Consider the following 12,682-nt stretch of genomic DNA (forward strand, 5'->3'; position numbering starts at 1 on the left):
GCAGTCAGTTAGCCTTCGGCGCGTTCCCAGATGTGCATCACATCCGGCCCCACGGCCCGCGTCTCGACCAGGTCAAAGCGCGGCGCCTCGGACAGCGCGCCCAGGCCCAGCGCACCGACGCCCGGCAGCCCTTCGGCGCCAATGGTCAGGCCCGCGGTAAAGCCCACCAGCCGGTCCACCAGATCATGCGCCAACAGCGATGCGGCCAGCGCGCTGCCGCCTTCGCAATAGACACGGTTCAACCCGTGCGCGCCCAGTTGCGTCAGCACATCATGGGTGTCCAACTGCCCGCTCGCAACCTGACAAGGCAACAACACGGCGCCCAATTCGGTCCATGCCTTTTGCAGGTCGCGGTCGGCGTCCTTGCCGTGGCACAGGATCAGCGGAACCTCCCGCGCCGTGCGCGCCAGATTGCCCAGCTTTGGCAGATCCAACCGGCGCGACACCACCACCCGCGCCGGTTGGCGGGTCACCCCCATATCACGCACCGTCAGCGACGGATCGTCATGGCGCGCAGTGCCGCCACCGACCATCACAGCATCATGCCGCAAGCGCATCGAATGGCCCACCCGCCGCGCCTGCGCGCCTGTGATCCACTGGCTTTCGCCGGTGCCGGTGGCAATACGCCCGTCAAAGCTGTTGGCCAGTTTCAGGGTCACCTCGGGCCGACCTGTGACGATACGGCGAAAAAATCCGGCCATGTCGGCAAAGGCCTTGTTGGCAAGCAGCCCCTCTTCCACAGCGATCCCCGCATCGCGCAGCATCGCAAGGCCACGCCCGTCCACACGCCCGTCGGCATCGGCCACGGCCACCACCACACGGGCCACACCCGCGTCGATCAGCGCCTGCGCGCAGGGCGGGGTCTGGCCGTGATGGGCGCAAGGTTCCAGTGTCACATAAACCGTGGCCCCGCGTGCCGCATCGCCAGCCTGGGCCAGTGCCACAACTTCGGCATGGGGTCGCCCGCCCGGTTGGGTCCAGCCGCGCCCGACAATGCGGTCGCCCGACACGATCACACAGCCCACCGCCGGATTGGGGGCGGTGTTGCCCTGCCCCCGTCGCCCAAGCGACAGGGCCAGCGCCATGTAGCGGCTGTCAGATGCGGCGCTCACTCATCCATGGGCTGGTCGGGACGCAGTTCTTGCACGAACTTGTCAAAGTCATCAGCCGCCTGGAAATTCTTGTAAACGCTGGCAAATCGCACATAGGCCACGGTGTCGATGCGCGCCAGAGCCTCCATCACGATTTCGCCGATGCTTTTCGACGGGATGTCGGTTTCGCCCAGCGATTCCAGCCGCCGCACGATGCCCGAGATCATCTGGTCGATGCGTTCGGGTTCAATGGGGCGTTTCTGCATCGAAATACGAATGGACCGCTCCAGCTTGTCCCGGTCAAAATCCTCGCGTTTGCCGCTGGATTTGATGACCACAAGGTCACGCAATTGCACCCGCTCGTAGGTGGTGAACCGGCCGCCGCATGCCGGACAGAAACGACGGCGCCGGATCGAAACATGATCCTCTGCCGGTCGGCTGTCTTTCACCTGAGTGTCGATATTTCCGCAAAATGGGCAGCGCATTGCCTGTCCCCTTATTCTGTCCCGCCTGTATTGTGGGGTTTGACCCGCACTTATCCACAGTTATAGGGGGTTCCCTAGGTTTTGGGTAGGGGGGAAATGCCACCGCTAGATAAGCCGCCGGTTTTCGCGCCCAACCGCCTAATCCGCCCGAAAATGTGCCGCCACTTTGCGCTGATGGGGGCGGTTGCGGTGTTCAAACAAATAGATGCCCTGCCACGTGCCCAGAACCATGCGCCCCGCCGTCACTGGAACAGACAGCGACACCGGCAGCATTGCCGCCTTGATATGGGCGGGCATATCGTCGGGGCCTTCGTAAGTGTGGGTCAGATAGGCCATCGACGGATCGGTGGTGGGCGGCACCAACCGTGCGAAATAGTTGTGCAGGTCGGTCTGCACTTCGGGGTCGGCGTTTTCCTGTATCAACAGCGATGCCGAGGTGTGTTGCACCAAAAGCGTCAACAGCCCATCGCCCTGTCCGCGCAGCCAGCGCGCGACGGTGTCGGTAAATTCTGTCAGGCCGGGGCCCTGCGTGTCGATGTGGAACTGTGTCTGCATGGGGTCAGGGTGCCGCAGTCCGACAGGGGCTGCAAGCGGTTCCCTGACCGTCTACCTGCCGCCCGGCGAGCGCGCATAAGAGCACAACGTGCGCGCATGGCCCACAGACAGAAAGGACCCCGGCGTATACGTGGACATCAACAAAATGACAGCTGGACGGGGCGCAGTATCTTCTGGGTTCAGCGCATAGGTAACGGCCTTGCGACCCGCGGCAGCCTGACTTTCAGCGCGTGCCGAAACCACGTAAAGCTGTGCATTATCCGGGGCCTGCAACGCCGAATGCGCATATGCGCCCGCGGCGCACCACAGACCCGTGGCACCGATGCCACTGGCCTCGATCACCTCGAACCGGTCGCCGGACATGGCGGCAACGCTCAGGTCGTTCGGCGCAGTAAACCCTTGCGCCGACAGCGGGGCGGCCAGAGCAAGAGCGATCGGCAGGGCAATCATACGCATCATGGCAGCGTGTCTCCGGGTTCGATCAGATAATCGTTGCAGAACTGTTCCGCATGAATGATCAGCAAGTTGGCCCCTGCCACATCCGTGGTCACCGAATAGCCGGTGCTAACCGCAATCCCTGGGTCTTGGGTGGAAAAGGCGACGCCCTTGGCCCCCGCCGCCGTCTGCGCCGGACCACGTGGTGTCACCACATAAATACGCCCACGGTCATCCCCCAAGGTGTTGATCGCGTAATCCGCCGCCGCACACCAGATCTGGCGCGGGCCTGCGCCGTATTTCTCGATCACTTCGAATGTGGTGTTCGACAGGCGGTTAACCGGCAACCGAGGTTCGGAAAAAGCGGACACCACTTGGGCGGCCACGGGCAATGCTGTCACGGCCAGCGCGGCGCCGGCCAGAATGGGAAAGCGAACCATATCAAAACTCCTGTCCTGTCACCCTAACATAGCGCACGTGACGTAAGGCCCAAATCACATGCACGTCACTGAACATATGGCCGGCTGAGGCGTTGGACGCATGAAGCTTATTAAAGGAGACAGATATGACCAGCAAAACACTTTTCATCACCGGCGCGTCCTCGGGTATCGGGGCTGCAACGGCACGTGCGGCAGCGGCGGCAGGCTGGAACGTCGGACTGTTCGCACGGTCTGAGGACAAGCTGAACGCCTTGGCTGATGACATCGGGGATCAGGCGCTGGCCCTGCCCGGCGACGCCACCGATCTGGATCAACAACAGGCCGCCATCGACAAGCTGGCGGACAAGTTTGGCGGGGTGCACGCGGCCTATGCCAACGCGGGCATGGGGCTGAACACGCCCGGCACCGAAAACGGCGACCCGCAGGAATGGCATGACCTGATCCACCTGAACATCATGGCGCTGCTTTACACGGCCAAGGTGGCCCTGCCGCATCTGAAACCGGTCAAAGGGCACATGGTATTGACCGGATCAGCCGCAGGGCGCACCCACATCAAAGGGTCGATTTACGGCGCATCCAAGTGGTTCGTTCACGGCTATGGCGGCAATCTGGCCGACGAGATGAAAGAATGGGGCGGACGTTGCACTGTGATCGCGCCCGGCATGGTGAACACCGCGTTCTTTGACGAAGCCAAGCCCGACAAGCTGCAACCCGAGGACGTGGCCGACGCCGTGGTCCACGCGCTGAACGCCAACCCACGCAACGCGGTGCGCGAAGTGTTCCTGATGCCGGCGAATTAAGCCAAGAGTCAGGGCGCGGTGTCGATGAATCGCGCCCTGACCTCCGGCGCAGGCACCATGCAGGTGTCGTAGCGCCCGAACAGGCGATATCGGTTGCGGGCGATCAGCCGGTACAACGGGTGCTTGATGGGGGCGGGAATAAACCGCGCCACCGCCAGCGCGCGCCACGGCCAGCCCAGCACCGACATCGCCGCCGCAAAAGCATCCAGTTCTTCGTAGATGCGTCCGTTTACGATCACCAGATTGGTCTGAAACGCGGTCGGGTTCAGACCCAGCGCCCGATACAGCGCCTGCCCCAGCGGCGACTGCGCGGTGGCAAAGCTGAACCGTTCCGCGTGATCATGGCGCAGCACAAAGCGGAAGAACCCCGAACACAGCACACATTCGCCGTCAAAAACAATCAGGTCGCGGCCCGCAAGGACCGCGACCTGTGTCTGTGGCAGGACGTCAACCGGACGGGACATCTGCCCTGACGCTTACTGATCCAGGAACGACCGCAGCTTGCGCGACCGGCTGGGGTGTTTCAGCTTGCGCAGCGCCTTGGCTTCGATCTGGCGGATACGTTCGCGGGTCACGCTGAACTGTTGGCCGACTTCTTCCAGCGTGTGGTCGGTGTTCATGCCGATGCCAAAACGCATCCGCAAAACACGTTCCTCGCGCGGGGTCAGCGATGCCAGCACCCGTGTGGTCGTTTCCTTGAGGTTTTCCTGAATGGCGCTGTCCAAGGGCAGCACGGCATTCTTGTCCTCGATGAAATCGCCCAGTTGGCTGTCTTCCTCGTCGCCGATGGGCGTTTCCAGCGAAATCGGCTCTTTGGCGATCTTCATGACCTTGCGGACTTTTTCCAAAGGCATTTGCAGCTTTTCTGCCAATTCCTCGGGCGTCGGTTCGCGGCCGATCTCGTGCAGCATCTGGCGGCCGGTGCGGACCAGCTTGTTGATCGTTTCGATCATGTGCACCGGAATACGGATGGTGCGCGCCTGATCGGCGATCGAGCGCGTGATCGCCTGACGGATCCACCATGTCGCATAGGTCGAGAATTTGTAACCGCGACGGTATTCGAATTTATCAACGGCCTTCATCAGGCCGATGTTGCCTTCCTGGATCAGGTCCAGGAATTGCAGGCCGCGGTTGGTGTATTTCTTGGCGATCGAGATCACCAGACGCAGGTTCGCCTCGACCATTTCCTTCTTGGCTTGGCGGGCTTCTTTTTCGCCCTTCTGAACCTGCTGCACGATGCGGCGGAATTCGGAAATATCCAGACCGACGTATTGGCCGACCTGCGCCATATCGGTGCGCAATTCGTCAACCTTGTCCGCCGAGCGTTCGATGAACATCTGCCAGCCGCGACCGGACTTTTCGCCCATCCGGTCCATCCAGTTGGGGTCAAGCTCGTGACCGCGATAGGCGTCGACGAATTCCTTGCGGTTGATCCGCGCCTGATCCGCCAGTTTCACAATGGCGCTGTCGATCTGCATGATGCGGCGGTTGATGCCGTACAACTGGTCGATCAACGCTTCGATCCGGTTGTTGTGCAGGTGCAGTTCGTTCACCAGCAGCACGATCTCGGACCGCAGCTTTTGATAGGTCGTCTCGTCAACTTCGCTAAAGCTGGAATCTTCGTTCAGCGTGGCCGAGATGCGGCTGTCCTGCATTTGCGACAGTTTGACGTAATCGTCGGCAATGATGTCCAGCGCCTCGAGAACCTGCGGCTTCAGCGCAGCTTCCATCGCGGCCAGGGACATGTTGGCCTGTTCGTCTTCGTCATCATCGTCATCGCTGGCAATCGGGTTGCCGTCGGCATCCAGCTCGGTCTTGGCCCCTTCGCCCGATTTCTGCGTGTCGGAACTGCCGCCGGACACAACCGGTTCGTTCCCGACCTCATCCCCCAACTGGTCGCCGAATGTCGCCTCAAGGTCGATCACATCGCGCAGCAGAATGTCCTCGGACAGAAGTTCGTCGCGCCAGATGGTGATCGCCTGAAAGGTCAGCGGGCTTTCGCACAGGCCCGCGATCATGGTGTTGCGGCCGGCCTCGATGCGTTTGGCGATGGCGATCTCGCCCTCGCGGCTCAGCAATTCCACGCTGCCCATCTCGCGCAGGTACATGCGCACCGGATCGTCGGTGCGGTCCAGTTTTTCAGACGTGCCCGAACCCAGCGTGATTTCGCGGGTGCCTTCGGTCGTCGCCAGCTCGGTCGAGCCTTTGCCCTCTTCGTCCTCGGCTTCTTCGTCCTCGATGATGTTGATGCCCATCTCGGACAGCATCGACATCACGTCTTCGATTTGCTCGGAACTGACCTGATCGGGGGGCAGAACGTGGTTCAGCTGGTCATAGGTGATGTAGCCCTTTTCGCGGGCTTCGGCGATCATCTTCTTGACGGCCGCCTGGCTCATGTCGAGCGAATGACCGGTATCGGAATCGTCGGTCTTGGCGTCGTCGTTTGTATCTTTCGCGGCCATCGGTTGCTCCTGTTCAAGCACTCCTGTCGCGAATCACCCTTAAGTGATTCGGCTAACAGGGAATCATTCACGATTCGGGTGATTCGGCCACCCGTGTAACGGCATTTCCTCAAGGAATCCCAACGAAAACCTTGTTAGTGTTGTTTTCTGCCCCGCTTTGAGAAGTCGATAGCATCGAACATAGCGCGACTGCGGGTCACTTCATCTTTTTCCATCTTCACGCCGTTGTCGGCAGTTACAAAGTCTCCACTGCCCTCCTTCTGGGTGCTGCGGTTGGCGCTGTCTGCGGCCTCGGCGGCCTGGCTCAGCCGCCATGTCACGCCTTCGTCGGCCACGCCGGTCAGGTCTTCGGCGGCGTCGGCGATCTCGGCGTCCAGTCCGCGTGCCGCGGAGAGTTTTGCAAGCTCTTCGGCCACGGTGATGCGGGCCATGTCGGCGTTGCCGGGGGTACGGATGCACGGAACAATTGCCACATGGCTTGCATTCAGAAGGTTTTCAAGGGCTTCGGGGCCGCGTGCGCTGGAAATCTTTTCGCGCAACACCTCGGCGCCCTCGTGCGCGTGGCGCAGAATCAGGTCGCGCAGGGCGGCGTTGTCAGGGTTGATACAACGCAGCCTTTCCAGTGGTGTTTCAAAGCTTTCGACGACTTGCGGGCAGGTGATCAGCGCCGCCAGAATGACCGATTCGCGCAGCATGTGGGTGACGGCATCGCCGGTGCCGGTGGCCAGTGCCGACGATTTGGTCGATTGCAGCGGCACCGGCGCCGGTTGCCATTTGCCAAAGCCGCCACCGGTGCGCTGTCCGCCTGTTCGGCGCTGTCCCGACGCCGCGCGCTGCGGGCGGAACAACTGGAAACGCAGCTCCTTGATCTCCTGACCATAGTGGTTGCGGATCGACGGGTCGGCGATGGTCTTGATCTTGTCGCGCAACGCCTTGTCCAGCGCCGCCTTGCGCTCGGGGCTGTCGAACACGCGGCCCTCGGTCTCGCGTTGCCACAGCAGGCGCACCATCGGCATCGCCTCGTCCAGCAGCTTTTGCAGCGCAGGCGCGCCCGAGGATTTCAGCAAATCGTCGGGGTCCTTGCCCTCGGGCATCATCGCAAACCGCAAGGATTGCCCCGCCTCGACCAGTGGCAGCGACAGGTCAATCAACCGCATCGCTGCGCGCAAACCGGCGGTGTCGCCGTCCAGCGCGATGATCGGTTCGGGTGCGATGCGCCACAGCATTTGCAGCTGGCTTTCGGTGATCGCGGTGCCCAAGGGGGCAACGGCGGCCTCGAACCCGGCCTCGGACAGGGCGATCACGTCCATGTACCCCTCGGCCACGATCAGCGGCTGGCCCTTGCCGGCCGCGGTACGCGCGGGGCCGTGGTTGTACAGGCTGCGGCCCTTGTCGAACAGTTCGGTTTCGGGCGAATTCAGATATTTGGCATTGTCGTTCGGGTCCATCGCGCGGCCCCCGAACGCCGTGCAGCGCCCGCGCGCATCGCGGATCGGGAACATGATACGGCCCCGGAACGTGTCATAGGGCTTGCCACCCTTCTGGCTGGGCTTGGCCAGACCCGCGCCGATGATCAACTCGTCGCTGATGTTCTTCGACTTCAGATGGTCCCACAGCCCCTGCCACGCATCGGGGGCAAAGCCGATCTCCCATCGGTCCAGCGCCTGCTGGCTCAGGCCGCGCCGCTCAAGATAGGCCCGCGCATCCGACGCCACGCCGGTTTTCAGTTGCAGCCGGTAGTATTGCACCGCCTGTTCCATGACCTCGGCCAGTTGCGTGCGGGTGTCGGCCTTTTGCTGGGCCTGCGGATCGCGCTGGGGCATCGGCATCCCGGCCTCGCCTGCCAGAATGCGCACGGCTTCCATGAAATCGACGTTCTCTGTCTCGCGCACGAACGAAATCGCGTCGCCTTTGGCATGGCAGCCAAAGCAATAATAGAACCCCTTGCGGTCATCCACGTGAAAGCTGGCGGATTTTTCCTGATGGAACGGGCATGGCGCCCACAGGTCGCCCTTGGCCTGATTGGATTTGCGGCTGTCCCACATGACTTTCCGGCCCACAACCTGTCCAAGGCTGAGGCGGGTGCGCAGTTCGTCAAGGAATCCGGGGGGCAGGCTCATGCCCTATTATATCGTATCGCTATGCGTCAGAGTCCAGATGCGGCGCGATGTGACCTCAATTCAGGCGTGGTGCCCGGCCGGGACTGCGGGAGCCTCCGGCGGGGATATTTTGGGCCAAAAGAAATGGCGCGTTTATTGCTGAAGGCAAAGCTCGGACCAGGCGGCGGCAAAGTCCTTGGTTTTCAGGTCTTTGCGCTTTTGCTCGTACACCCAAGGGGTGATGATCGGGATCGCGGCGTCGTAGCCTTCGGGCCAACTGTGGTCGGCGGCCAGGATGGTCTCGGAAACCTTCTGTTCCTTGACCCCGTCCGCGCGCGCGGCCTGAACAGCCGACACGATGTCGGCTTGATAGGCACAGCTTTGTTCCTTGGTGTCAGCCGCCAGCGAAGCGGTGGACAGGCTGGTGGCGGCCAGTGTGGCAATCATTAACATACGTTTCATAGCGGGCCTCTTTAGGACTGCGAGTGTTGTTTGGTGCAACTTAGTGCCGTGCGGCCAGGCTTTCCATCGCCGTGACAAGATCGTGAACCAGTGTTGCAGCCATGCTTCGGAAGACAAGGATCAGGAAGGTGTCCGCGCCGGTGCGGGTGATGGATGCATTCATGTGCCCCAGTTGGGTGCGCGCGGTGTGGCCCTGTTTGAAGGTGGCAGGCGACAGGTTGACCGGCACCAGCCGCGACAGCACGGCGCCTGCGTCTTCGCCCGACAGGGTTACGCAGGTCCATGCGTCGGACTGATCGGTCAGCGCGGCCATTTCCGTCAGCGCCGGATCGGGCGCGGGGCCTGCCAGCAGGGCCATGTCGCGGCCAAACCAGATGGCACGCGCGCCCGCCTTGCCCGTGGCGCGGTTCGGCGCGGGGAACGTCATGCCGTGGGCGGCCTTGAGCGCATCAGAGAGGGCCGCGCCCTTGAACGGCGCCACCGAGGTCAGCGTGCCAAGGTCGGTTTCCGTCAGCGTGCAGGTGCCCAGCGTCTTGGGCAGCAGCCCGTAGCAGGGCGTTGTGGCGGTCAGGGTCAGTGTATCAGCCATATCATCACCCGCGCACGCGGCCTCCTTCGGGGTCAATGAACACAGGGGCGCACACCTCGACCACCGTGTCGATGCCGCGCATGGCATCCACCAGACGCAACCGGTCGCCATGCCGCGCCGCACCGCCGCGCACAAAGCCCAGCGCGATGTAGTGGCCAAAGTCGGGCGAGAACGCCGCCGAGGTCACATAGCCCTGATCGGTGTCAGGCACCGCATCGGCCCCTTCGGGATACAGGTGTGCGCCTGCGGTCAGTTTCTTGATCGCGCCCACGGGTTTGAGCCCCACCAATTGCTCGCGGTCGTCGTCCAGCAGCCCGTCGCGGGCGGCCATCGTCTTGCCGATGCAGTCCTTTTTGGCCGAGATCATCCGTTCCATGCCGATGTCAAACGCCGTGGTGCGCCCGTGAATTTCGGAATGGGTGATATGCCCCTTTTCCACCCGCAGCACGTTCAGCGCCTCCATGCCATAGGCCCCGCCGTCCAGCGCCTCGGCCCGTTTGACCAATACGCGGAACAGCGCATCGCCATAGCGGGCGGGCACCGCCAGTTCATAGGCATGTTCCCCCGAGAACGAGATGCGGAACAGCCGCGCGTCGATCCCTGCCACCCGAACCGGACCGCAGGCCATGAACGGCCAGTTGTCATTGTCGATGGGGCTTTCGATCAGCCCGTTCACCAGATCGCGCGATTTGGGGCCGGCGATGGCAAACTGCGCCCATTGTTCGGTCACCGACATGATCCGCACGTCCCATTCGGGGTGGTGCACTTGGGTGATAAACTCAAGATGGCGCATCACCGGCCCCGCCGCAGCCGTCGTCGTGGTCATGACAAAATGCGTCTCGTCCAGCCGCGCGGTGGTGCCGTCGTCCATCACGAACCCGTCTTCGCGCAGCATCAGCCCATAACGCACACGCCCGACCTTGAGCGTGGAAAACATGTTGGTATAGGCAAAATCCAGCAGCTTGGCGGCATCCGGCCCCTGAATGTCGATCTTGCCCAGCGTGGACACGTCGCAAACGCCCACCGTATTGCGGACAAAGCCGACCTCGCGGTCGCAGGACTGTCGCCAGTTGCTCTCTCCCTTGCGGGGGAAGTAGCTGGGGCGATACCACAGCCCTGCCTCGATCATCGGCGCGCCCATGGCGACGCTGGCGGCGTGGGATGTGGTGTGCCGTTCGGGCGCAAACCCCTTGCCGCGTGCCCCTGCGCCCAAGGCGGCCAGTGTGACCGGCGTATAGGGCGGGCGGAAGGTGGTGGTGCCGGTTTCGGGAATGCCGCGCCCCGTCGCATCGGCCAGCACGGCCAACGCGGTGACGTTCGAGTTCTTGCCCTGATCCGTCGCCATCCCTTGCGTGGTATAGCGTTTCATATGCTCGACCGAGCGAAAGTTTTCGGTGGCCGCCTGTTTGACATCCTTGACCGTCACGTCGTTCTGGAAATCCAGCCACGCGCGCCCCTTGCCTGCAACCGCCCACAGCGGGGCAATCGCATAGGCGGCGTCGTCGGCCACCGGCACCTCGACATCTGCCACCGACCGGCCAAGCTCTTTCAGAACCGTCCGCGCCGCATCGGCACCGGATGCCAGGCAGCCCTGAACCGAGAACACGCCCAGCGCCGCGCCTGCGACCGTCATGCCGGGGATCGACCCTGCGGTCGGCACAAAGCTGGCGATGGTTTCGTCCCACGTGGGCCGCCCGTTCATGTGACAGGTCATGTGCACCGTCGGGTTCCAGCCGCCGGACATGGCCAGACAGTCGGTCGCCAGCTTCTCTTGCCCCGAGGTGGTCCGGTAGGTGATCGCATCCAGCCCGGTGCGGCCGGTGCTGTTGCACACCTGCGCGCCACGGATCAGGCGATAGTCACCCTGCGCCTGCGCGTCGGTGCGGCTGTCCAGAACCGCCGTCACGTGTACGCCCGCGTCAATCAGGTCCAACGCGGTGCGGTGGGCCGCGTCGTTGTTGGCGAATACCGTGACGGCCTTGCCCGGTGCCACCCCCCAACGGTTCAGATAGGCGCGCACCGCCCCCGCCGTCATGATCCCGGGGCGGTCGTTGTTCTGGAACGCGATGGGCCGTTCCAACGCCCCCGCCGCCAGAATGCTGCGCTGCGCAACGATGCGCCAGAACGTCTCGCGAGGCAGCCGCCCGTCGGGGCGGGCAATGTGATGCGAGACACGTTCCAGCGCGCCGAAAGTGCCCTGATCATAAGCGCCCGTGACCGTGGTGCGGGTCATCAGGCGCACATTGTCCATACCCGCCAGTTCGGCCAGCACATCGGCGGCCCAGTCGGCCCCCGCCAGCCCGTCCACGGTGTCCGTCTCGGCCAGCAGCCGCCCGCCCATCTGGGCGTCTTCGTCCGCCAGGATCACATCGGCCCCCGACCGCGCCGCGACCAGTGCCGCCATCAGCCCCGCAGGCCCCGCGCCAATCACCAAAAGATCGCAAAAGGCATAGGCCTTTTCGTACCGATCCTGATCCGCCGCACCGCTGAGCGCCCCCAGACCGGCGGCGCGTCGGATCACAGGTTCGTACAGCTTTTCCCAAAAGGCACGCGGCCACATGAATGTCTTGTAGTAGAAGCCCGCCGACAGGAACGGCGCCGCCAGATCGTTGACCGCCATCATGTCGAACGCGAGCGACGGAAACGCGTTCTGCGACCGCACCTCCAGCCCCTCGTACAACTCTTGCACAGTGGCGCGCACGTTGGGTTCGCGCCCCGCACCCACGCCCACGGTCATCAGCGCGTTGGGCTCTTCGCTGCCTGCGGTCAGCACGCCGCGCGGGCGGTGATATTTGAACGACCGTCCCATCAGCCGCACATCGTTTGCCAGCAACGCCGAGGCGACGGTGTCACCGTCGAACCCCTGATATTCGACCCCGTCGAAACGGAAATGCACCGTGGTGTTGCGGTCGATGCGCCCCTTGCCCGAAACCCTCATTGCGCGGCCTCCGACGCCAGCTTCGCGCCCAGGACCGCGTGGGTCACCGTATTGCGTGTCACCACCAGCCAGGCGCCACAGCCTGCGTCATGGCTCCACAACTCGTCCAGATCGCCGGGCTGGTTCTCGCGCAGGTATACATAATCCTGCCACGCATCGGCATCCGCATCGGGTGCGGGCCGGTTCAGCGCCACGGCTGCGCCCTGATAGTAAAATTCGCGTCGGTCCCGTTCTCCGCAGATCGGACAAGGCAAGCGCATGTTCAGTTCCCCTTGATGCGCCACGTGCGCATCTTCTCTGGTTCAAAAATCCGTGGCCCAGGCTCC

Annotated in this window: 13 protein-coding genes; 1 reads left to right on the plus strand and 12 read right to left on the minus strand. The window is 63.1% G+C overall.

The window, feature by feature from the left end:
• Window positions 1-8 precede the first annotated feature (8 nt).
• The 5 genes from ribD to AAC077_RS12635 all read right to left on the minus strand — a co-directional run bounded on the left by ribD (window position 9) and on the right by AAC077_RS12635 (window position 3,006).
• Window positions 9-1,112 (minus strand): bifunctional diaminohydroxyphosphoribosylaminopyrimidine deaminase/5-amino-6-(5-phosphoribosylamino)uracil reductase RibD, encoded by a 1,104-nt coding sequence (gene ribD / locus AAC077_RS12615; RefSeq protein ID WP_339770101.1) that lies wholly within the window; start codon window positions 1,110-1,112, stop codon window positions 9-11.
• A complete protein-coding gene (nrdR, locus tag AAC077_RS12620) occupies window positions 1,109-1,576 on the minus strand; it encodes a transcriptional regulator NrdR (protein ID WP_028958686.1) in 468 nt (155 codons plus the stop codon). Before nrdR ends, ribD begins: the two co-directional genes overlap by 4 nt.
• A gap of 138 nt (window positions 1,577-1,714) precedes the next feature.
• On the minus strand, window positions 1,715-2,131 hold the full coding sequence (locus AAC077_RS12625) for a secondary thiamine-phosphate synthase enzyme YjbQ (protein WP_339770103.1): 417 nt from the start codon (window positions 2,129-2,131) through the stop codon (window positions 1,715-1,717).
• Window positions 2,132-2,182: 51 nt separating this feature from the next.
• Window positions 2,183-2,590 carry a hypothetical protein gene (locus AAC077_RS12630; protein WP_339770105.1) on the minus strand — a complete coding sequence of 136 codons (408 nt, stop codon included), beginning with the start codon at window positions 2,588-2,590 and terminating at the stop codon, window positions 2,183-2,185.
• Complete coding sequence (locus tag AAC077_RS12635) at window positions 2,587-3,006, minus strand: hypothetical protein (RefSeq protein WP_339770107.1); 420 nt, start codon at window positions 3,004-3,006, stop codon at window positions 2,587-2,589. The genes AAC077_RS12630 and AAC077_RS12635 overlap by 4 nt, the downstream gene beginning before the upstream one ends.
• 125 nt (window positions 3,007-3,131) lie before the next feature.
• On the opposite strand from AAC077_RS12635, the gene AAC077_RS12640 reads away from it, so the two are divergent.
• The gene (locus AAC077_RS12640; protein WP_339770109.1) at window positions 3,132-3,806 is read left to right on the plus strand and encodes an SDR family NAD(P)-dependent oxidoreductase; all 675 of its coding nucleotides are present in this window, start codon (window positions 3,132-3,134) and stop codon (window positions 3,804-3,806) included.
• 8 nt (window positions 3,807-3,814) lie between these two features.
• On the opposite strand, the gene AAC077_RS12645 is transcribed toward AAC077_RS12640, so the two are convergent.
• The 7 genes from AAC077_RS12645 to AAC077_RS12675 form a co-directional block, all read right to left on the minus strand.
• Window positions 3,815-4,270, minus strand: coding sequence for a DCC1-like thiol-disulfide oxidoreductase family protein (locus AAC077_RS12645; protein ID WP_339770111.1), 456 nt, complete (start codon window positions 4,268-4,270; stop codon window positions 3,815-3,817).
• A 12-nt stretch (window positions 4,271-4,282) separates the two neighbouring features.
• Window positions 4,283-6,268, minus strand: coding sequence for an RNA polymerase sigma factor RpoD (gene rpoD / locus AAC077_RS12650; protein ID WP_339770113.1), 1,986 nt, complete (start codon window positions 6,266-6,268; stop codon window positions 4,283-4,285).
• Window positions 6,269-6,402: 134 nt separating this feature from the next.
• Window positions 6,403-8,388, minus strand: a complete 1,986-nt coding sequence (gene dnaG / locus AAC077_RS12655) for a DNA primase (protein WP_339770115.1) — start codon at window positions 8,386-8,388, stop codon at window positions 6,403-6,405.
• Window positions 8,389-8,520: 132 nt separating this feature from the next.
• Complete coding sequence (locus AAC077_RS12660) at window positions 8,521-8,829, minus strand: hypothetical protein (protein WP_339770117.1); 309 nt, start codon at window positions 8,827-8,829, stop codon at window positions 8,521-8,523.
• 40 nt (window positions 8,830-8,869) lie between these two features.
• A complete protein-coding gene (locus AAC077_RS12665) occupies window positions 8,870-9,418 on the minus strand; it encodes a sarcosine oxidase subunit gamma (RefSeq protein ID WP_339770119.1) in 549 nt (182 codons plus the stop codon).
• A 4-nt stretch (window positions 9,419-9,422) separates the two neighbouring features.
• On the minus strand, window positions 9,423-12,356 hold the full coding sequence (locus AAC077_RS12670; RefSeq protein ID WP_339770121.1) for a sarcosine oxidase subunit alpha family protein: 2,934 nt from the start codon (window positions 12,354-12,356) through the stop codon (window positions 9,423-9,425).
• Window positions 12,353-12,616, minus strand: coding sequence for a sarcosine oxidase subunit delta (locus tag AAC077_RS12675; RefSeq protein WP_339770123.1), 264 nt, complete (start codon window positions 12,614-12,616; stop codon window positions 12,353-12,355). The genes AAC077_RS12670 and AAC077_RS12675 overlap by 4 nt, the downstream gene beginning before the upstream one ends.
• Window positions 12,617-12,682: the final 66 nt, after the last annotated feature.

The organism is uncultured Pseudosulfitobacter sp., from assembly GCF_963976325.1.
In the GTDB taxonomy this organism is placed as follows: domain Bacteria; phylum Pseudomonadota; class Alphaproteobacteria; order Rhodobacterales; family Rhodobacteraceae; genus Pseudosulfitobacter.

Bases quoted from the DNA above. Each gene is read 5' to 3' on its own strand.
- nrdR (WP_028958686.1), bottom strand. From the start codon at position 1,576: ATGCGCTGCCCATTTTGCGGAAATATCGACACTCAGGTGAAAGACAGC.
- AAC077_RS12625 (WP_339770103.1), bottom strand. From the start codon at position 2,131: ATGCAGACACAGTTCCACATCGACACGCAGGGCCCCGGCCTGACAGAA.
- AAC077_RS12630 (WP_339770105.1), bottom strand. From the start codon at position 2,590: ATGATGCGTATGATTGCCCTGCCGATCGCTCTTGCTCTGGCCGCCCCG.
- AAC077_RS12635 (WP_339770107.1), bottom strand. From the start codon at position 3,006: ATGGTTCGCTTTCCCATTCTGGCCGGCGCCGCGCTGGCCGTGACAGCA.
- AAC077_RS12640 (WP_339770109.1), top strand. From the start codon at position 3,132: ATGACCAGCAAAACACTTTTCATCACCGGCGCGTCCTCGGGTATCGGG.
- AAC077_RS12645 (WP_339770111.1), bottom strand. From the start codon at position 4,270: ATGTCCCGTCCGGTTGACGTCCTGCCACAGACACAGGTCGCGGTCCTT.
- rpoD (WP_339770113.1), bottom strand. From the start codon at position 6,268: ATGGCCGCGAAAGATACAAACGACGACGCCAAGACCGACGATTCCGAT.
- dnaG (WP_339770115.1), bottom strand. From the start codon at position 8,388: ATGAGCCTGCCCCCCGGATTCCTTGACGAACTGCGCACCCGCCTCAGC.
- AAC077_RS12660 (WP_339770117.1), bottom strand. From the start codon at position 8,829: ATGAAACGTATGTTAATGATTGCCACACTGGCCGCCACCAGCCTGTCC.
- AAC077_RS12665 (WP_339770119.1), bottom strand. From the start codon at position 9,418: ATGGCTGATACACTGACCCTGACCGCCACAACGCCCTGCTACGGGCTG.
- AAC077_RS12670 (WP_339770121.1), bottom strand. From the start codon at position 12,356: ATGAGGGTTTCGGGCAAGGGGCGCATCGACCGCAACACCACGGTGCAT.
- AAC077_RS12675 (WP_339770123.1), bottom strand. From the start codon at position 12,616: ATGCGCTTGCCTTGTCCGATCTGCGGAGAACGGGACCGACGCGAATTT.